This window comes from Rhizobium sp. N324, from assembly GCF_001664485.1.
Taxonomy (GTDB): domain Bacteria; phylum Pseudomonadota; class Alphaproteobacteria; order Rhizobiales; family Rhizobiaceae; genus Rhizobium.
The window spans coordinates 88,280-106,477 of sequence record NZ_CP013633.1 but is presented as its reverse complement, the minus strand read 5'-3'; the positions used below and the strand labels follow the sequence as shown (position 1 = coordinate 106,477).

The following is an 18,198-nucleotide window of genomic DNA, read 5'->3' as shown; positions in this document are numbered from 1 at the left end:
AATGATCCTGCACCTCCAGTCTTTTAGTAGAAACTTCCTATGGGTAAAACGCCGCGCCATATCGCGGTAAGAACCATGGCAAGCGCGGCGAGGATCGCGAGATTCCCGTCGGCTTTTACCACGAGTACGTAGAGCTTGTATTTCAGCATGATATGACCTTTCGATGAGCTCATTAGGAACTGCCGTCTCGACGGTTCGTGCCTTACTTGCGCAGAGCGAAATTTCGCGCCCATGATCCTCTCGGCGTCGATCCGCCGGAAATGGTCGACGATGGGTTGATCGTCATAGACCATGGCCGCGCTCTTGACGCAGCCGCCCCTGATTTTGTCGGCGGCTCTGCCGCTGTTACAGAGTGGAACCGCTACAACGTCAATTTCGATATCGAAAGCCCCAAGAAGGCCGTGACAGTTCGCGGCGGCCCTGCCGTCATGGAAAGTAGCGCCGCTGGAGACGGTAGCCGGCAGCTAAGCTGGATCGGTGCGGTTCGCGACAGTCATTAGGGGACACCCGGTGACAGACAGTATGAAGTGGCAGTCGCTCCCAGAAGCGCAAGATGTTCTGCGGGTATGTTTTCACCGTTAAGACCCGGCTGTACAATCCCGATCCGGTACTCGATGAACTTGCGTCGGGCAGCCTTTCGAAGCGTGGCCAAGTCATTCAGGCTGCCTCGAATGAAACGGGCCCGGCCCTTAAGATGTGATGTTTCTCTCACGGTCAGGTGGTTGATGAGGTTCTTCAAGCTCCATGTCCCCTTCACCCCCTTCTGTGCTTGACCGCAAACGAGGTAAAGATCGTCCGCCCAGCGCCCCATTACTGCCTGCGAGTATTTCAGATGCCAGAGAAGTACGGTGACGGTATCGTCCGTCTCCTCGATCGCCACGACGTCCGCGCTCTCCCAGGTGTCATCGTCATCTCTTCCGGGAGAGTGGGCAGACAATCCTCGCAATGGGCGTTCCGCTGATCGCACCTCCTTTGGTTTTCTGACCACTTTACCGCCCGAAGCGTGACCTCTCGCTTTTGAGGCAAGTGTCCGAGCGTAAAGCGAAGCTATTGAATCTTGTAAAGAATTCGGTTGCGCAGCGGGCGGATTCCCGCTATCTTTTTCGATAGGGCAGTACGCGCTGCCCTGGGGTGTGGAAACCCCTACACGTGGTTGATGCCGGCCGTAACGGCATCACACTCCTTGACCTTCGGTCGAGGAGCCTGTGGCGTATGTCCAGGTTCCTCGGAACTAAAGGCCACAGGACCGTCGTGTACGGTTTCCAACTCCCCGATCAGTGGGTTTAGCGAGTTTTCAGCGGGGGCGCACCGCGTGAAACTCGCCATCGGGGTGTCCACCATGAAGCGCTATGCAGCAGCACAGGTCCGGACTTCGAGGCCTGCGCAAGCCGAACAGTCGAATTTAGCGGGCGAGTTGGTGCATCCAGTTGATCGGCATGTCGGACAGCAAATCCGTATCCGCCGAATGCAGTCGAATGTATCCCTAGGGGATCTCGGCGCCGGCATCGGGATCAGTTTGCAGCAGGTGCAAAAATATGAAAGCGGTAAGAACCGCGTCAGCGCTTCGATGCTCTACGAGCTTGCCAATTGCCTCAAGATCCCTGTTTCGAGGTTTTTCGAAGGCCTTCCAGATCCCGAAACCACTAATGGCCAGCAAATCATAACAGAGATCGATGAGAAGATTGCCTATATTTCCACGGCGGAGGGACGGCGTCTGATAGACGACGTTTTGCTCCTTTCCCCGCGTGTGCGCAGCCGCGTCGTTGCCCTCGTCAGCTCGATTGTCGATGAAGAGATGGAAGAACAGAAGCCGGTTGGTTCATCTGCTGGTTCTTAGCTCCCTACCGGTCGATTTTCTCCGCTGCTTCAAGCGAAAATTCGACGCGCAATACCGCCTTCTGTGCTCGCGAAAAATCGGCGGCGACGTGTTCTGCCCGCTCTTGCGCGGCGCGCCGGGCGGCTTTGTGTTGCGCAAGCGATAGGCCGGCATCGGCTTCATGGCTGCGCAATACGGATTGTCGCATCAGCGCGTCCTGAAGCTCGGCGGCGGAGATAGCGCCGCTCTTGCGCAATGCGTCGACGACAGGATTGCCGGCGGCCCGGCTTGCCGCGATGTCGAGCGCTTCGGAGGCTTTCGTTTCCCGCTCCCGCGCGCTTTCGGCATCCGCCCGCGCCTCGGAGAGGCTGCGGGAAAGATTGTCCGCCCGCAGGCTGCGGATCTGCAGCAACTGCCTGAGAGATTTCAACGCCTTCATATCAGCCGCTCAGGCACCGTTGTTCGTCGTCAGGATTTCCAGCTGGCCGCCCTTGATGACCTTGATGCTGTCGGCTTGCTGCCGGCTCAGCACGTCTTCGACGGCCTTGGTGAAGACCGCGGGCCCGCGCACCAGCACCAAGCCGCTGGCGGGATCTTCACGCAGCGCATCGTCCGGCAGCAGCGGGAACAGCGCGCGAATGGCGTTTTGCTCGGTCTTCCAGCTGCGGCCGCCGCGATCGAGGACGACGGTGGAGACCTCTTGCTTCGGCGCGATGATGATGCGGCTGCCGTCATAGGCGACGAAGAGATTGCTGGCATCGCCAAGCTTGACGAAGGCCTTGGCTCCGCTTTCCCGGACGGACCAGTGCTCGACCTTGCCGCTCAGTGTCCCGACTGTCGTGACCGGGATGCCGGACATGAAGGACAACGTCTGGACAACATCGCCAAGCGGCAGGGAGACGACATCCAGGCGCACCTCCCGCTCGCTGGCGCCGGCCGGTGGAGGAAAGGAGGCCAGCAGTCCGATAGCGGCCATGTAAACAAAACGCGCAAACATCTGAGTTTACCTCACGATCCGGATATCGCCCGACAACTAATGAACGAATGAAGGCAGGGGCTGCGAAATCCAATCTATTAATAATTATCTGATCTACTGTTGCAGATCATCGGTCCGCTGGGAACAGGACGGATATCCATTTCGCGCATTTGTTGTACATATCGCGAATTAATAACTTTTTAACATAAGCTATTGAATTCGATCTTGAATTCTGCAAGGTTCTGGCCGCCAAAACCATGCAAGGAGTTCAAGACATGGCTACCAGCACTAGTACTTCGACACTTGATGCGGGCATCGGCTCGGCGATTTCCGCCTTCAAGTCGGCCCAGAACGAAGCGACCGCGCAGAGCCTGCAGGTTGCAACCGAAATCACCAAGATCAATGGCGTCGCAAACGCCATCAAGAAGATCGGCCCAGGCTGATTGAAACAATGGCGAGACGGGTTCGCCCGTCTCGCTTCCCCGCTCTCGAAGACAATAAAAGCCGCTCGACGGACGGTTCGGGAACAAGATGACCATGGATCTAGATCCCTCTTCGCCGACATTCAGAGGTAACGCCGGCAACACTGCGTCAGGCAGCGGCGGACCGGTCTTGCGCATCACGCGCGCCGGGCGCAGCTCCATTCTGCCGTTGACGGCGGAGCGGCAGGTGGTCGGCGGCAGCGCCGATTGTGACCTGATCATCCTAGGCGCCAAACCGGAACCCGCCTTTGCCATCAGTCTGCAGCGCTCCCGCGGCTCCGACACGGTGTCGTTGACCGCGCTGCGGGATGACGTCGTGATCGACGGTCGTTCCATCCCGCGCGATCGGACGATGACCCTTACGAAGAGGCAGACCATCTCCTTCGACGGCACGACCTGCAAACTCGAAGGTCTCGGCGCCGGGCGCGTGCGGTTCGCGCCGCGCCGGATTGCGGCTGCCGGCCTTCTCGGGTTGGCGGCGTTGCTTCTGCTGGCCGGCCTTTACAACAGCGATGCGCCGGTTCACGAAGCCCCGCTCGTCAGGGTTTCCGCCGCGCCCGAACCGGCGCCGTCATCGGCGGCGATCGCTGCCGAAATCCGCCAGGCCATTCGTATGGCGCAGCTTCCCCAAGATCTGAGCATCGTCGCCACCGCCGACGAAATTCGCATCGGCGAAGGATCGCGGCCTCTCGGCCTGCCCGACAAGACCAAGCTGCGCAGCATCATCGCCTCGATGAGCCGGCGCGGTTCCGTTTCCATCGTCGATCTCACGACCCTCTCTTCCGGTCTCGACGGCTTCGTCGCCGCCGCCGGCTATACGCCGGTCAGGTTCATCATCGGCTCCGACGGCCGCCGCTACGAGGAAGGCGATGTCGTTGCGAGCGGCTGGCGGATCAAGGAGATCGGCAACGACCAGATGATCGTTTCCCGCGACAGTGAGGACGATACGGTCAATTTTGCCTCCGCCAGCAGTGCCGAGCCGAAGCTCGCCGAAATTTCCAGCAGCGAACAAGAATAGGCGATGGCGTCGGAAGCCGGATCATGAAGGTAAGGTCATCCGCCATCACCATGCTTGCGCAGCGCACCGATATGCTGCTTGCGGTGTTTTTCGCCTCCGTCGTGACGATGATGGTGCTGCCGCTTCCGACAATCGTTCTGGACGTGCTGATCGCTTTCAATCTCTCCTTCGCTTTCGTGGTGCTGATCACCACGACCTATCTGAAGAGCGTCCTTGAAATCTCGACCTTTCCCGCGGTCATTCTGATCGGCACGCTGTTCCGCCTGGCCTTGACGATTTCCTCGACGCGGCTCGTGCTGGCGGACGCCGATGCCGGCGAGATCATCATGGCCTTTGGCGATTTCGTCGTTGCGGGAAATGTCGTCGTCGGGCTGATCATCTTCCTGATCGTGGCGCTGGTGCAGTTCATCGTGGTGACGAAGGGCGCCGAGCGCATCGCCGAGGTCGGCGCGCGTTTCACGCTCGACGCCATGCCCGGCAAGCAGCTCGCCATCGATAGTGACCTGCGTAACGGCCATATCAGTACGGAAGCTGCGCAGAAGCGCCGGTCGCGTCTCGAACAGGAGAGCCAGTTCTTCGGGGCGATGGACGGCGCCATGCGCTTCGTCAAGGGCGATGCGGTCGCAGGATTGGTGATCGTCGCCGTCAATCTCATCGGCGGCCTGGCGATCGGTATCTTCCAGAAGGGCCTGAGCTTCGCCGAGGCCGCCCATCTCTATACGCTGCTGTCGATCGGCGACGGTCTGGTGTCGCAGATTCCGTCCATTCTGATGGCAGTCTCGGCCGGTATCGTCGTGACCCGCGTGTCCGATGACGGCAACGGCAGTCTCGGCAGCGATATCGGCCGCGAACTCTTCCGGGAGCCCCGTGCATTGGCGATTGCGGCGGCGCTGACGATCTGCGCGGGCTTCGTGCCGGGATTTCCCACAGGCGTGCTCGGCGCGATCGGCCTGTGTCTGGCGGGCCTTGCCTTCATGGTGCATCGCCGGCGCGCGGGCCCGGCCGCGGCCGGATCGGCAAATGCCGTGGAAAGCGCCAATTCCTATCCGCTCGACAGGACGAAATATGGCGATCCCGTCATCGCCACCGTCGCGGTGGAAACGCTGGCGCGGCTTGAGGCGATGCGACTCGGCGAAATGCTGGACGGGCGGATCCGCATGGCGGCGCGCGCCGTCGGCGTCTCCGTGACGGTGCCGACGTTCAACGCCGATCCCCGCATGGCCGAGGATCTGATCCATCTTCAGGTCGAAAACGTGCCCGCCGGTCTCGTCAGTTGCGGTCCTGAACGGACGGACGAACAGATTGCCGACGACATCGTGCGCATCGTCCGCCGCCATATCGGCGCCCTGTTCAGCGTCGACGACGCGGCACAATGGCTGGGCAGCCTTGAACCGCGTCTCGGCAAACTGGCGATCGACGTCGCCATCCAGGTGCCGCTGATGCTGACGGTCGCGGTCGTCAGACGCCTGCTGGATTCCGGCGTGACGCTTTCCCAGCCGCGCGGACTGCTGGAAGTGATGCTGCACGCCGGCACCGATCACGCGCCGGATGCCCTGGCCGAAATGGCGCGCGCCGCGCTGGTCAAGCAGATCGCCTTCGGGCTTCTCGACCGGCGCGGATTGCTGCCGGCGCTGGTGCTTCCCGCCGAATGGAACCACTTCATCCGGTCCTATGACGCCGCTGGAGCGACCGAGAAGATCGAGATAGCCGAAAGACTGCGCCTGCTGGCCGAGAAAGCCAGACAGGCTCTCGAGGACGCCAACGAGCGGGGATACGATCCCGTCATCATCGTGCCGGGCGAATGGCGCCTGCTCACCCAGACGCTGATGATCCACCACAACTGCCGCATTCCGGTGCTGGCGGCGGAGGAGATCGACAGGGATATAACGATCGAAACCATCGGAGAGATCGGGCAAATCCGGAACGCTGCCGGCTCCAAACAAAGGCCGGGCTGATAGAGCAAGTGAAGTAGACGAGACCAACTGGGGATGAATGCAATGTGTGGCGTAGATGGACAAAGGCCCATAGACTTCGACAGAACCTCCCGTTTCGACCTTGAGTCCGGTTGCCTTGGCGGCAGCAATAGGGCCGACACGGATTTCACCGCCATCCGAACCCGCAAGGTCTCGCCCTTCGAAGATTTCTCCGGTAACCCGCCGATGCTGACCTCCTATGTGCCGAAGTCGCGGGAAACGTCGGAAAACGGCATGGATTCCGATCCCAAGGATGTGCTGCGCAAGCACATCAACTGGCAGTCCGACTCCAAGAAGGCGGATCCATCCGACGAGAAACAGGCCACGACTTTGCAGACCACGACGGAAAAACCCGACCTCTCGAAAGAGGGCAGCGTCATCGTCGTCAATGAGCCGATCGTCGTGGATGGTGGCGTGTTCGACGGCAAGGGCGCGACCTATACGGCCTCGTCCAAGCTCGGCGATGGCGGCCAGTCCGAAACCCAATCGCCGCTGTTCATTCTCAAGAACGGCGCCACGCTCAAGAATGTCGATCTCGGCGAGAATGGCGCCGACGGCATTCACGTCTATGGCGGCGCGACGCTCGAAAACGTCAATTGGCAGAATGTCGGCGAGGATGCGCTGACGGTAAAAAGCGCCGGCGACGTCACCATTCTCGGCGGTTCGGCCAAGGGCGCAACCGACAAGATTTTCCAGATCAATGCCGATACGCATTTCTATCTGAAGGATTTCGTCGCTGACGGCTTCACCACGCTCGTGCGCACCAATGGCGGCAAGCAGATCGACGCCGACGTCACCATCGATGGCGGGGCGTTCTCCAACGGCAGCAACGTCTTCCGCACCGATAGCTCGCTTGCCAGCGTGACGTTCCTGTCCGATATCACGCTGGACAAAGTGAAGAACTGGACGCGTGTGGGTGACAACCAGTCGGGCGTCTGAGACGCTTGAGCACCGGGATGACAAAGTGAAGAAAAAGCGGGCGCCTCAAGCTCCCGCTTTTCATTTCTGGTGTGGCCCTTGCCTGCGCGGCGGGCTGCTGCGCATTTCTGCGCCGATCTGCCGGCGCGCCGATTTAAGCTTCGGGTCCCCCTGGGTATCCTTGTATTCGCGCCGCGCCTCGGTCTTGGTCATGCGGTGTTCGTGCCTGAACAACGCGCGCGAAATGCGGATATCGAAAAACGCCGCCGCCACCATGATGCCGGCGGCAATGACGAGGATCGAGCCGAGGAGATGGGCTGTCGTGGAGAGCGTGCATGCTTCTCCGCAAAGAGGCGACCAGAATATGCTGTTGAGGAAATAGAGGATCGCACCGCCGCCGGCGGCGGCGAGCAGGACAAACTTGACGAGCCCCTTGACGAACTCGGCGATGCTCGCGAGCGAAAAAAGCCTCTTGATGCCCTCGAACGGATTGAGCCGGGTGAAATCGAAGCTCATATGTTTGAACGATACGGGAAACCCCTGCCCGTCGAGGATCGACACCAGGATGGTCGCGGCAAGACCCATGGCAAGCGGCAGCCAGATGAGATCGAGCAGCGCCACGCCGGTTTCGCTCAAGCCGACAGTGACGGCGTCGGAGAGGTCGGCCCGTCCGGCGGACTGCAGGCCGCTATCGAAACTGCGGGTGAAATCCTCGAGGATATCAGGCAAGCCCCAGGTGACGTAGACGGCGATGGCAAGAACGGAGATCGCAACCGGGATTTCCTTCGAGCGGGGAACCTGGCCCTCGCGGCGGAGCCGATCGAGCTTCACCCGGCTCGGCGGCAGGGTTTTTTCCTCGGTATCGTCATTTTTGGCCATGGGTCACCTCCAGCATGGCTTTCACCTCATTGAATCCATCGATCCAGAGATCGTGGAAATAACTGGAGATGAAGGCCGTGTAGATGACAAGAATGACCACGACCGCGAAGTTCTTGATGGCCGGCAGGCTATCGTTCAGCGGGAATTGTTTCGACGAGCGGCCAACGAAGGCCAGCGACAATTCGAGCGCGCAGGTGACGATCATGAACGGGGCGGCAAGCAATCCGGCCGCTTTGAACAGCCGGCCGAAAACACCGAGGATCATGTCGAGCGGATCCTCGGGCATGGCGGGCATGAGCTTGAAGAGCGGCCAGAGTTCGAACGACTTGTAGAAGATCGCGACCAGATCGATGATGCCGCCGGCGCTGACGAAAATCACCAGGGCGATCGACATCATCAGCGAACCGAGCGGCGCGGTTTCCAGTGCGTTGATCTGGTCGAAGAGATTGGCGGCATTGGCACCGCGATAGACATCGGTCATATCACCCGCCGCCTGGGCCGCCCAGAAGGGAATGCCGAGCCCCATGCCGACAAGCGCCCCGAAGCAAAGTTCCTTCATCGAAAGGGCGGCCAGATCGAACCAGGACGTATCTCCGATAGCCAGCACCGAATAGGCGAAGGCGACGGAGGGCGCCGAAAGGCCGATTGCCAAGCCGAAACGTAAGATACCGACGATGCTGAACAGCGAGAAGATCGGGAAGATCAGCAGAATCCCGAGCGCGCGGGCGGCGCCGAGCATGGCTGCGGCCGGTGCCGCGACCTCGATGCCGACGAGCGGAAGATGATCCGGCCCCATCCGCCCCGCCTCACTGAACCATTGTCGGGAAGTCGTTGAGGATATGAACGGAATGTTCGATCAGCGGCGTTGCCAGCACCCGGCCGAACAGCAGCAGGGTGATGGAGATCACGAAAATCTTGACGATCTGCGCGATGGTCTGCTCCTGGATTTGCGTTGCCGCCTGGAAAATGGCGATGATCAGCCCGAGAAGCGCGGCCAGGCCCAGAATGGGGCCGGCCAAGGCGAAGGTCGCCATGACGGACATGCCGATTTCGGCTGCGACCTGGTCTTCACCCATGACGGCAGGCCTTTCGCGTGGGCGCGGCAGGCGCTCGAACCGGGGCTTTCGTGAAGGCGCGATGCTCACTGCGCATAGGATAGCACCAGACCTTCCAGCAATCGCCGCCAGCCGTCGATCGAGACGAACAGCAGCAGCTTCAGCGGTGTCGACACCACGGTCGGGGACATCATCTGCATGCCGAGCGCCACCAGAATGGCGGAGACGGCGAAGTCGATCATCAGGAAGGGCAGATAGATCAGAAATCCGATTTCGAAGGCCCGCGTCAGTTCCGAAACGAGAAAGCTCGGCGTCAGCACGGTGATATCGTCGGAGGCAATGGGGGTAGCCGGCGCATTCGCCCAGATCTTCTGCGACGCCTGCACGAAAAAGTCGCGCACCTCGGCGTCGGAAAATTTCAGCATGAAATCCTTCAGCGGCGCCGCCACTTTGATCATGCCGTCCGCCATGCCACTGACCGTGCCGAAATCGCCGCTATGGGCGAGCAGCAATTGCCAGCTGTTTTGCAGCACCGGGTTCATCACGAAGGCCGAGAGCACGATGGCAATCGCAAAGACCAGGAGATTCGGCGGCGTCTGCTGGATGCCGATCGCGTTGCGCACGATCAGCAGGACGACCGAAATCTTGGTGAAGGAGGTTGCGATCACGGCAATGACCGGCAGCATCGAGATCGCCGCCATTGCCGCGAGGCTCTGGGCAAGAGGAAAGCTCTGTCCCATCAGTCGTGCAGCGCCGTGACGCGAACGGCGCTCAACCCATCCACGGAAATGATTTCGCCCCGTCCGATAATGCGGCCCTGGGCGATGATATCGACGGCGTCCGACAATGGCCTGTCGAGGTTGAACACATAGCCTTCACCGATCGTCTCGAGTGTGCGCAGCGGCAGTTCCAGCCGTCCTGCATCGAAGACCAGCTTGATCGGGATGCTGTCGACGGGCGACGGACGCGGCTCGCCCTGCAATTCCTGATCGACGGTTTCATTCGTCATGAAATGCCTCATTGGTCCGGTTGGCGTCGACAGGAGTGGTTCGGTGAGGACCGCGCCTTTGTCCGATCGCATGCAGGTTGCAAGGTAACGTTCACCCATGATCGCGATCACGGTCTCCGGTGCCCCCCCATCGATGACGATCCCGTCCCCCAACCGCAGGGATTTGACCTCACCGACCGACAGCACGGCATAACCGCGCCGGATGTTGACCGCCGTCGTCAGGGCATTGAGCGTGCGGCGCGGCAGGCGGCTTGCCCAACCGACCAGCCCGGCAAGGGCGGTTTCATCGAAGCGGCCGCTCAAGAGCAGGCTCATGCCGTGCCAGCCGATGTCGAAGCCGAAATTGCCGCTGACATCCGCCAGCGGCTCGGCGCCGATCTGCAGCAGCGACAGGCTGATGCCGATCTTGTTCTCGATTGCCTCGAAAGCCTCGGCGAACTGATGTTCGACCACCGCAGCCTGTTCATGCGGCGACAGTTTTTCCCAGAGGAGCAGTGGTTCCAGCCTTTCGGCCAGCAACCGCAATGCGCCGGCCGAAGCAATCAGCATCTGCTGCCGTTCGCCGACGCGGCAGAGAATGCCGACCGGATCGGCTATCCGCCCGGCTGCGATATCGGGGGACAGTGGGCGAACGGAAAGTGTCTGCTCCCGGACCGGAATTTGCCAGGCGGCGCGCATCGTCGTGCCCGAACGGGAAAAGAAGCCCTCGGCCATCGACGACCGGGGCCATGCGGGCGCGGCGATATTCATCGGACAAGCTCCTCGAGCGCTTCGACGATCGCGCCGAACGGCTGCGGCTTGCCTTGGCCGTCAAACAGGAAGCGCTGGATGAGCCCGTGTTTGGCGACGGCCTCGTCGACGGCGGCATCGCGCCCCTGGCGATATTCGCCGACGCGGATCAGCAGTTCCACCTCGTCATAGAGGGCCAGCAGGGCGCGCAGCCTCTCGGCTGCCTGGCGATGGCTCTCGCTCACCACCGCGCTCATCGTCCGGCTTCGGCTGGCCAGCACATCAATCGCCGGAAAATTGCCCGCCCTGGCAATCTTGTCGGAGAGCACGATATGGCCGTCCAGCAGCGATCTGGTTTCTTCGGCAATCGGATCGTCCTGCTCTTCACCTTCGACGAGGACCGTATAGAAAGCTGTCATCGTGCCGTTTGCGCTGTTGCCGGCGCGCTCGAAGATTTGCGGCAGGACGGCAAATACGGAAGGCGGAAAGCCGCGTCGCACCGGCGGTTCGCCGGCAGCAAGCCCCACTTCGCGCAAGGCGCGGGCCATGCGGGTGACGCTATCGATGACGAGCAGCACATGTTTTCCCTGCTCGCGAAAATATTCGGCGATCGCCGTTGCCGTCATCACCGCCTTGAACCGCTCCAGCGCCGGGCGATCGGATGTGGCGACAACCAGCGCCACATTCGAGGGGACGCCTTCCGGCATGTTGCCGGCAACGAATTCGCCGACCTCGCGTCCGCGTTCGCCGACCAGGGCGCAGACGATCACATCGGCCTTGTTGTTGGCGACGATCTGGGACACCAGCGTCGACTTGCCGGCGCCAGGCGCGCCGAAAATACCGATGCGCTGGCCCTGGCCGCAGGTCAGCAATCCGTCCAGGGCGGCAATCCCCGAGGTAAACGGCTGGCGGATGGGGCGCCGCGACAGAGGATCGACCGGCTGGCCGTAGAGCGGCTGCAGGAAACGCGCGTCCTCGCCGGCGGGGTTGGCGGAGGGACGCAGGATATTGCCATGTGCGTCGACGATCGCGCCGAGCAGGAAATTGCCGACGGCAGCGGCCGGTTCCCGGCCGGTCGGGACGATTTCCGTGCGCTGGGAGATGCCGCGGGTTTCGCCGTGAAGCGAGAGAAGCGCCGTCTCGCCGTCGATGCCGACGACATCGGCAAGGCCGATGCGACCCCTACCCGGCTCATGCAGTTCACAAAGCTCGCCGATCCTGACCGAGGGGATCAGCGCTCGCACCAGCAGGCCCGAAACACTCTTTACGCGCCCGCTCTGCCGCCGCACGTCCGTTTGTTCGAGTGTCCGCTCCATCCGAAGCAACGCGTCAACCATGGACGAGGGCCTCGATCACGGTGGCGAGCTGGTCTTTCAAGCCGATCTGGCTTCGTCCCGCCGACGTCTCCAGAATAATCTCGCCGGCAGACATCAGCGGATCCGTCTCGATAGTGATGCGATGATCGATATCCGCAATTGCCCGGGCGATCATGGCGGCATCGTCGGGGGCGACATGCAGGGCGATCTGCTGGGCCTCAGCGGTCTGGGATATGGCGTGGCGGACCAATCGCCTCGTGCGCTCGTCGGCCTCCATCGATCCGAGGATCAATCCGACCGATTTCAGAACCACCGCCTCGACCCAGCTATCGAGATGGGCAATTTCCTGTTCGGCTTTTCCGAGCGAGGCGGCAAGCCGTGCGGCGGCATCGCGAACGCCTTGTTCGAACCCGTCGCGATAGCCGTTTTGGGCGGCCTGCTCGCTGGCGACGGCAAGTGTCGCCTGCGATTGGGCGGCGTCCTGGCGGGCGGCCTCCAGAATGTGCGCCGCCTCTCTGATCTGGCCGAAACTCTCCGCCGGAATGATGCGGTCGTGGCGTGCAAATCCCGAGCTCATCGTCCGGCGCCTTCCTGTATGGAGGCGACCTCGTCGACAGCGGCCGTCGCCAGAACGAGCGCCGGGCTCTTCAAGAGGGAAGCCGAGCCGTTTTCGGCCATGTCGCGCCAGCCCGCCCACCGCCATGCTGCAGAGATCCGGTATTCGTCTGCCAGAAGCGTCAGCATCGACCAGCCATCGGCCTCGACGACATGCCTTGCCTGCTCGCTCAACAGATCAAGCGGCGGCGTTGCCGTGGAAAGATCGGCGTGGCCGAGGGCGAATGCGACCGCTTCCTCGCCGTAGACGGCCTTGAGCCTCGCAAGGGTCGGGCGATCGACCGCGGGGCAGAAGGCTGCGAGATGATAGGCGAGGCCCGCCCGGAGCGCGGCCGTTGCGTGTCCGCCCGCGTCCATGGAAATCAGGCGGCGGGCGCCGTCGGCAAATGTGGCGGGGTCGCCATGGGCTTCCGCGATCTCAGTGAAAAGCCGCCGATACAGCCGCGGTGACAGGGTAGACCCATCGGCAAGGAGCGGCGCGGTCCCATCCCATCGGGCGGCCGTCAGCATATCCGCGGAAAGCAGCGCTGCTTTGCGGATCCTCGCCGCATCCGAGATCGCCTCGCCGTCCGAACGCGGCGTGCGCATGCTCAGCGCTCCTTCCGCTGCGGCAATAGCAGCAGCAGGCATGCCCCGATGGCGAGAACGATGGCGCCGATCACGGCCAGATTGGGGCCCTTGAAAGCCGAGAGAGCGCTTTGCACCATCGAGAATGGCGCTTCAGCGGGTACCGGCGTCACTGGTGCCGCTGGGGCGGGCGCTGCGGCTACGGCAGGAGCCGCCGGCGCGCCGACCTCCGACCAGGGGCTGACCACCACCGAAACATCTTCATATGAGAGGTCGCGGATGCTGTTGACCAGAACGGATCGGCTCTTCATGTCGATCTCGTTGAGATTGGCGCCGGGGCGATATTGCAGCACGGCCGCCGCCCTCGCCTTCTCCTTGATGAGCCCGCGGCCGTTCTCCTCCGGCAGCACCACATGGACGCGCGCCGTCGCCACGCCGTCAAGCCCGGAAAGCGTTTCGGCAAGCTGCTGCTCGATGGCGTAGCTCATCCGGGCTTTCTGTTCGTAAGGCGTCACAAGGAAGCCGTTGCCGGGAAAGAGTTCGGCGACATTTCCGAACGACTGACGCGGCAGACCGGCGCCCGCCAGCAACTCGATCGCCCGGGCATGATCGGCTGATTCAGCGGCGATCGCATAGGTCCCGCCCTTTTCGCTCTTCATGGTGACGGAGATGCCGGCGCGTTCCAGCAGGACCTGAGCATCCAGCGCATCGCGCTGATCGAGTCCCGTCAGCACGTCCTGGCTGCAGGCGGCAAGGAACAGGCAGAGGGCGAGCGTGGCGGCCTTCGGAAGGACTTTGCGCGCGGGCGAAGAGATCGATGATCTCGCAAGGGCCGATGTGATCATGATATTCACTGGCCCTGCGTCAGCCGTTTGGACGACGACATCACCGACTGGGTGAGTGACGACAGCAGCGTCGTGCCGGTCGCGAATTGCTGTGATTTCTCCAGCCGGTCGATCGATGTCGTGATGTCTTCGATCTTCGGGCCGCTGTGATCCTTGTCCGCGGCAAATCGCACCAGCGGCGTCTCCGGCTGGCCGTTCCCGGCCACCGGCATGAAGAATGCCGACAGCCGGTCGAGAATGCTGGAGGGCCTGGTATTGCCTTCCGGTGAATAGGAGGGCGGGACGGCGTCGGACTCAGGCGCGATTTTGCGGCCCTGGGTGTTGGGAATAGAGGTGAGTTCGGTTGGCCGAAGGCCGGCGAAATCCGCCGGTTGCAGTCCGATCCGCTCCGCCACGATCTCCGAGGTCTTCAGCACATTGCCTGTCGATACGCCGTCGACGGGCGGCGTGAAAGCGCGGCCGCAAAGTTCTTCTCCACTCATTGCAATTCCTCAACTCGGTACACGTCAACTGCAAACGATGAACGGGAACGCTACTCGTCGCTGCCTTCGTCGATCGCCTCCTTGGCGAAATTGAAAAGCGAATTGTTCAGCATCAGGGTGTTGGAAATCATGCCTGGCAGAAACGCGTCCACGGCAGCGGAGAGTATCTCGCTCTCGCTGTTCGGATCGACCTTTTTCGTCGTGCTGCCGGTGGTGTCCTTGGAACCCGTCTTATCAGTCGTCAGCTCCACCGAGACAGGGTTTGCAGGCGCCAGGTTCAGGTCGGAATTCACTGCATCTACGGCCATATGAGCACTTCCATCAAGGAGTTATCAAAATGAATGCATGATTTGATATGGATAAAAAAACGGCCGGTCAATTGTTTAAACTTAACCGATGGTTAATTTTCGGAACTTACAATCGGCATTGACAACTTTCTCGACCTTTATATTAAAATTGAACGTTTTTATCCATAAAGCGCAGCAGATATCCAGATTGCGCATGAAATTCATACTTAAATTTATTGCTATCAAATATTCACAGGCCCGACCGCCTCTACGCCAACCGGGCCTGTGAGTACCCAGATATTTGGTGTTGCGAAAGCGTCCCGGATCAGCCCACCGCCGTACCGCGGCGCTTCTCGATATCGGCGATGATCGCGTCCCAGTTCTCAGGGGTCAGCTCGCGCTGTTCCGGGTCGCGGGGCGCGGGGGCGACGCCGCCCTTGGCGCCGACGCGCTGACCTGTTTTGGCGTAGATGCCGACCGTGTCGTTGACAGTGCGCTTAAGCATGTCGTTCATCATGTCGGTCTGCTTGTGGAAGGCTTTTTCCTGCTTGATGCTCTGGTAGATGGCAAAGCCCGCCCAGGCCGCCCAGGACACCGCGCCGGCGATCGCGAAGGCGAGCGAGAAGCCGCCGGAGACGAGCGCTACCGTTGCGCCCGTGCGCCCGAGGAAGGTGGAATTCACCAGCATATTGGCAACGCCTGCGATGCCCTCGATCGCGCCGACCGTGTCCGCCGCGGTTCCGATACCCATGAAGATGAGATCGACCGGATCGCCCTTGCCACTGGTGAGCCCCTGCAGGAACTGGTAATATTCCACCGGCAGCCAAGCGACGCCGGCAACGGCGCCAACCGTCGTCCCGGTATTCTTGAAAAAGGCGGAGAGCACGCTGCGCTGCGCCCGCGCCAGCTCGTCGGAAACGCCGACGAGTGAACTGATCCCATCCAGCAGCGAAAAATTCGAGGCTTTGATCGCCGAGCCGAGCGCACTGCCCATGTGCGCGAGAGCGCCAAGGGCGTGCAGAACCACGATGCCGATGCTGTCCCAGGTCGGGCTCGTCATGTTGAGGCCGGCATAGATGGAGCGGGATGCGGTAAGCACCGACATCACGCCGGAAGAGAGCGCCGCCTTGTATTTGACAGGATCGACCCCTGCCGGCGCCGCCGTCGCGGTCTTGTCGATCAGCTTGGCAAGGTCGGCCTTGATCGTTTCGACGCTGCCGCCCGGTCGCATCGTCGCCCAAAGCGCGGTGAAGATCGTCGTGAAATTGGTCTTGTATTGCGCCATGGCATCGGCATTGCCCTTGAACAGGGTTTCCGCCAGCGCGTCGAGGCTCGGGGCGATGATCTTCTTGATCGCCTCTTCGGCGGTCTTGCCGTCGACGATGATTGGATCGATCACATCCGTGCCGGGCATCAGCGTCTTCATCAGGCCTGACATGGAAAGTCCCATGTCCTTGAGGCTCGATGTCAGATATTCGCTGTCGATATAGGGCAGATCGAGACTTTGGATGGTCTTGCTCCAGCCATTGTCCTTGGTGGCGAACATGCGCTCGGCGATCCAGGCGTCGCCCCCGCTGCCGGCGAAGAAGCGCCCGCCGTCTGAGCCGTTGGCGGCAATGCCCTTGCCGGCCAGCCCGGTGCCGATCATGATTGCCGCCATGACGTCGTTGAACGAATAGCTGGCGAGATTGCTGGAGGGCAGCGGCGAGACGCTCTTGTCCCACTCGGCATTGGCCGGCAACTTCGAGACCAGGCTGGCGCCCATGACGAGCCCTTCCAGCGCGGTCTGCACCGCATGGCGGTAGCCCAAGACCTCCTTGCCGCCGGGTGCGCTCAGGCGCGACGTCAGGCGCTCCAGATTGCCGGCGAGATCGCCGATGCCGATTTCTCCGGCGCCTACCTTGTCGAGCAGCGGACCGAGAAGCGCCTTGACGTCGGCCTTGAACTGATCGCGCACCTCGGGGCTGTCTGACCCGTAAAACTGGTTGGCCATCGCCTGGATGGTCGGGTTGAACAGGTGGGTGATATTGTTGGGAACGGTGCTGCCGAATTCGGAAGCGGCAACCTTTTTCAAACCGTCGAGGTCGATCTTGAGATCGGGGAACAGGCTCCCGCCGAGCCCGAGCGACTGGTCGAAATCCACAACCGGCAGGATGGAGCCGAGCCCCTTCAGTTCCCGCTCGGTCTTGTTGCCGGCCAGTCCCATGCGGATCAGGCCATCGAGCGCCGTCGTCGGATCGGAGATCGTCGGCAGCACGTTCTTGTCGAAGAATTCGGCATAGGTCTTGTCGGCAATCGCCGAGCGCTGCTTTACGAAATCGTCGGGAAGCACCATGGAATAGAAGCCGAGGGCGGCATTATATTCCTTGAGAATGGTGGTGACGTCCTTGCCGGATTTCAGACCGTCATTCAGCAGGCCGCCATTGACGATGTCGCGCTCAAAGGCATCCTCGACCTTCGTACGCAGGTCCTTCATCTTCTCGTCACGCGTTATCGTGTCGTTGATGATCTCGGAAGCGTCCTTGTTCGTATCGGCCGGCGCGACGCGATAACCGGAGAAGATCAGCTTGAAGGCCTTTAGCGCCTTCTCCGTCATCAGCGAGTTGACGTCGGGGTCCGAGCCCAGGATGGCGATTGACTTGTCGAGATCCTTCAGGATCTCCTGGTCGTTGTAGATGCCGCGCTGGTTGTCGCCGAGGCTGTCCTTGTATTGGCCGAAGGTCGCCTTGGTCTGAAGCAGATCGAGATACATGATCAGTTTCTGCTCGGCAGTGTAATTGTGAGGGTTTTTGACGACGTCGATGCTCTCGAAGGATTTGTCCTTGTCCTTCAGCCCTTCCATGAAGCCCTGATTGATCTCGCTCATGAAATCGGAATTGAACAGGAGATCGATGACCGGCTGGATCGGCGCGGTAGGGCGGGACGTGCCATTCGACGTGGCGGCCAGCGAAACGAACTTCGGACTGCTCGTCTGCGCCGATATAGAGGAGAAAATCGTCAGGGCTGCCGTCGTGGTCCCGTCAGAGGCAAAAGGCGATGCCTTCTTGACCGTGGTGCTCGTGGTTTTGCCCTGGCTCGTGGAATTTTCGGACTTCGGATCGGAATTGGCGTTTAGCCGGAGAAATGAAACCGTATCGATATCCGAAGATGCTGGTGCGATCGATGACATGCGTTCCCTTTGATTTTCTTTTTCCGCTTTTCGCGGATGACGTCGTTTACCTTACGTTAGGC

23 protein-coding genes and 1 pseudogene are annotated in these 18,198 nt (G+C 61.2%); 7 read left to right on the top strand and 17 right to left on the bottom strand.

From position 1 onward, the window contains the following. Positions 1-23: 23 nt before the first annotated feature. Positions 24-173: a hypothetical protein gene (locus AMK05_RS35710; protein ID WP_010025771.1), complete on the bottom strand. Its 150-nt coding sequence runs from the start codon at positions 171-173 to the stop codon at positions 24-26. Between the two features lie 51 nt (positions 174-224). Next, positions 225-314 (bottom strand): annotated as a pseudogene (locus tag AMK05_RS35705) (DUF4334 domain-containing protein); the annotation flags it as partial. Between AMK05_RS35705 and AMK05_RS33755 the strand changes: the two are divergent. Beyond that, a complete protein-coding gene (locus tag AMK05_RS33755; protein ID WP_237352263.1) occupies positions 276-500 on the top strand; it encodes a hypothetical protein in 225 nt (74 codons plus the stop codon). The pseudogene AMK05_RS35705 and the gene AMK05_RS33755 overlap by 39 nt on opposite strands. On the opposite strand, the gene AMK05_RS26110 is transcribed toward AMK05_RS33755, so the two are convergent. Further along, entirely contained in the window at positions 497-880 is a 384-nt protein-coding gene (locus tag AMK05_RS26110; RefSeq protein ID WP_237352256.1) for a hypothetical protein, read from the bottom strand. The two genes, AMK05_RS33755 and AMK05_RS26110, sit on opposite strands and share 4 nt — an antisense overlap. A 459-nt stretch (positions 881-1,339) precedes the next feature. Between AMK05_RS26110 and AMK05_RS26105 the strand changes: the two genes are divergently transcribed. Further along, a complete protein-coding gene (locus AMK05_RS26105; RefSeq protein WP_064842850.1) occupies positions 1,340-1,837 on the top strand; it encodes a helix-turn-helix domain-containing protein in 498 nt (165 codons plus the stop codon). A 4-nt stretch (positions 1,838-1,841) separates the two neighbouring features. Here the strand turns inward: AMK05_RS26105 and AMK05_RS26100 are convergent, their stop codons facing one another. After that, positions 1,842-2,255: a hypothetical protein gene (locus AMK05_RS26100; protein WP_064842484.1), complete on the bottom strand. Its 414-nt coding sequence runs from the start codon at positions 2,253-2,255 to the stop codon at positions 1,842-1,844. A 9-nt stretch (positions 2,256-2,264) separates the two neighbouring features. Beyond that, the gene (locus AMK05_RS26095; protein ID WP_008534289.1) at positions 2,265-2,813 is read right to left on the bottom strand and encodes a hypothetical protein; all 549 of its coding nucleotides are present in this window, start codon (positions 2,811-2,813) and stop codon (positions 2,265-2,267) included. 254 nt (positions 2,814-3,067) lie between these two features. Here AMK05_RS26095 and AMK05_RS35370 point away from each other — a divergent pair, with 254 nt between their 5' ends. The 4 genes from AMK05_RS35370 (at position 3,068) to AMK05_RS26080 (ending at position 7,204) form a co-directional block, all read left to right on the top strand. Then, positions 3,068-3,235 carry a hypothetical protein gene (locus AMK05_RS35370; RefSeq protein ID WP_007636000.1) on the top strand — a complete coding sequence of 56 codons (168 nt, stop codon included), beginning with the start codon at positions 3,068-3,070 and terminating at the stop codon, positions 3,233-3,235. A gap of 88 nt (positions 3,236-3,323) precedes the next feature. Further along, positions 3,324-4,292, top strand: coding sequence for a SctD/MshK family protein (locus tag AMK05_RS26090; protein ID WP_064842482.1), 969 nt, complete (start codon positions 3,324-3,326; stop codon positions 4,290-4,292). Between the two features lie 23 nt (positions 4,293-4,315). Beyond that, positions 4,316-6,247, top strand: coding sequence for a flagellar biosynthesis protein FlhA (locus AMK05_RS26085; protein ID WP_064842480.1), 1,932 nt, complete (start codon positions 4,316-4,318; stop codon positions 6,245-6,247). 42 nt (positions 6,248-6,289) lie between these two features. Then, positions 6,290-7,204 (top strand): pectate lyase, encoded by a 915-nt coding sequence (locus tag AMK05_RS26080; RefSeq protein ID WP_064842478.1) that lies wholly within the window; start codon positions 6,290-6,292, stop codon positions 7,202-7,204. A 60-nt stretch (positions 7,205-7,264) separates the two neighbouring features. Here the strand turns inward: AMK05_RS26080 and AMK05_RS26075 are convergent, their stop codons facing one another. The 12 genes from AMK05_RS26075 to AMK05_RS26020 all read right to left on the bottom strand — a co-directional run bounded on the left by AMK05_RS26075 (position 7,265) and on the right by AMK05_RS26020 (position 17,833). Further along, positions 7,265-8,062 carry an EscU/YscU/HrcU family type III secretion system export apparatus switch protein gene (locus AMK05_RS26075; RefSeq protein ID WP_064842476.1) on the bottom strand — a complete coding sequence of 266 codons (798 nt, stop codon included), beginning with the start codon at positions 8,060-8,062 and terminating at the stop codon, positions 7,265-7,267. Then, on the bottom strand, positions 8,049-8,858 hold the full coding sequence (locus AMK05_RS26070) for an EscT/YscT/HrcT family type III secretion system export apparatus protein (protein WP_064842474.1): 810 nt from the start codon (positions 8,856-8,858) through the stop codon (positions 8,049-8,051). Before AMK05_RS26070 ends, AMK05_RS26075 begins: the two co-directional genes overlap by 14 nt. A gap of 10 nt (positions 8,859-8,868) precedes the next feature. Further along, positions 8,869-9,138 (bottom strand): flagellar biosynthetic protein FliQ, encoded by a 270-nt coding sequence (locus AMK05_RS26065; protein WP_004672590.1) that lies wholly within the window; start codon positions 9,136-9,138, stop codon positions 8,869-8,871. Between the two features lie 65 nt (positions 9,139-9,203). Continuing rightward, positions 9,204-9,857, bottom strand: a complete 654-nt coding sequence (gene sctR / locus AMK05_RS26060) for a type III secretion system export apparatus subunit SctR (protein WP_064842471.1) — start codon at positions 9,855-9,857, stop codon at positions 9,204-9,206. Further along, positions 9,857-10,876, bottom strand: a complete 1,020-nt coding sequence (gene sctQ, locus AMK05_RS26055; protein WP_064842469.1) for a type III secretion system cytoplasmic ring protein SctQ — start codon at positions 10,874-10,876, stop codon at positions 9,857-9,859. Before sctQ ends, sctR begins: the two co-directional genes overlap by 1 nt. After that, complete coding sequence (locus tag AMK05_RS26050; protein ID WP_064842467.1) at positions 10,873-12,192, bottom strand: FliI/YscN family ATPase; 1,320 nt, start codon at positions 12,190-12,192, stop codon at positions 10,873-10,875. Before AMK05_RS26050 ends, sctQ begins: the two co-directional genes overlap by 4 nt. Next, entirely contained in the window at positions 12,185-12,748 is a 564-nt protein-coding gene (gene sctL / locus AMK05_RS26045) for a type III secretion system stator protein SctL (RefSeq protein ID WP_064842465.1), read from the bottom strand. Before sctL ends, AMK05_RS26050 begins: the two co-directional genes overlap by 8 nt. Then, positions 12,745-13,374, bottom strand: coding sequence for a hypothetical protein (locus AMK05_RS26040; protein ID WP_064842463.1), 630 nt, complete (start codon positions 13,372-13,374; stop codon positions 12,745-12,747). Before AMK05_RS26040 ends, sctL begins: the two co-directional genes overlap by 4 nt. 2 nt (positions 13,375-13,376) lie before the next feature. Beyond that, positions 13,377-14,207 (bottom strand): type III secretion system inner membrane ring lipoprotein SctJ, encoded by an 831-nt coding sequence (gene sctJ / locus AMK05_RS26035; protein WP_064842460.1) that lies wholly within the window; start codon positions 14,205-14,207, stop codon positions 13,377-13,379. Beyond that, on the bottom strand, positions 14,204-14,680 hold the full coding sequence (locus AMK05_RS26030) for a hypothetical protein (protein ID WP_064842458.1): 477 nt from the start codon (positions 14,678-14,680) through the stop codon (positions 14,204-14,206). Before AMK05_RS26030 ends, sctJ begins: the two co-directional genes overlap by 4 nt. A gap of 50 nt (positions 14,681-14,730) precedes the next feature. After that, positions 14,731-14,988 carry a hypothetical protein gene (locus tag AMK05_RS26025; RefSeq protein WP_064823761.1) on the bottom strand — a complete coding sequence of 86 codons (258 nt, stop codon included), beginning with the start codon at positions 14,986-14,988 and terminating at the stop codon, positions 14,731-14,733. A gap of 304 nt (positions 14,989-15,292) precedes the next feature. Then, a complete protein-coding gene (locus AMK05_RS26020) occupies positions 15,293-17,833 on the bottom strand; it encodes a hypothetical protein (RefSeq protein WP_225880281.1) in 2,541 nt (846 codons plus the stop codon). Positions 17,834-17,858: 25 nt separating this feature from the next. Between AMK05_RS26020 and AMK05_RS35700 the strand changes: the two genes are divergently transcribed. Further along, positions 17,859-18,149 carry a hypothetical protein gene (locus tag AMK05_RS35700; protein WP_004672580.1) on the top strand — a complete coding sequence of 97 codons (291 nt, stop codon included), beginning with the start codon at positions 17,859-17,861 and terminating at the stop codon, positions 18,147-18,149. The last annotated feature ends 49 nt before the right edge of the window (positions 18,150-18,198 follow it).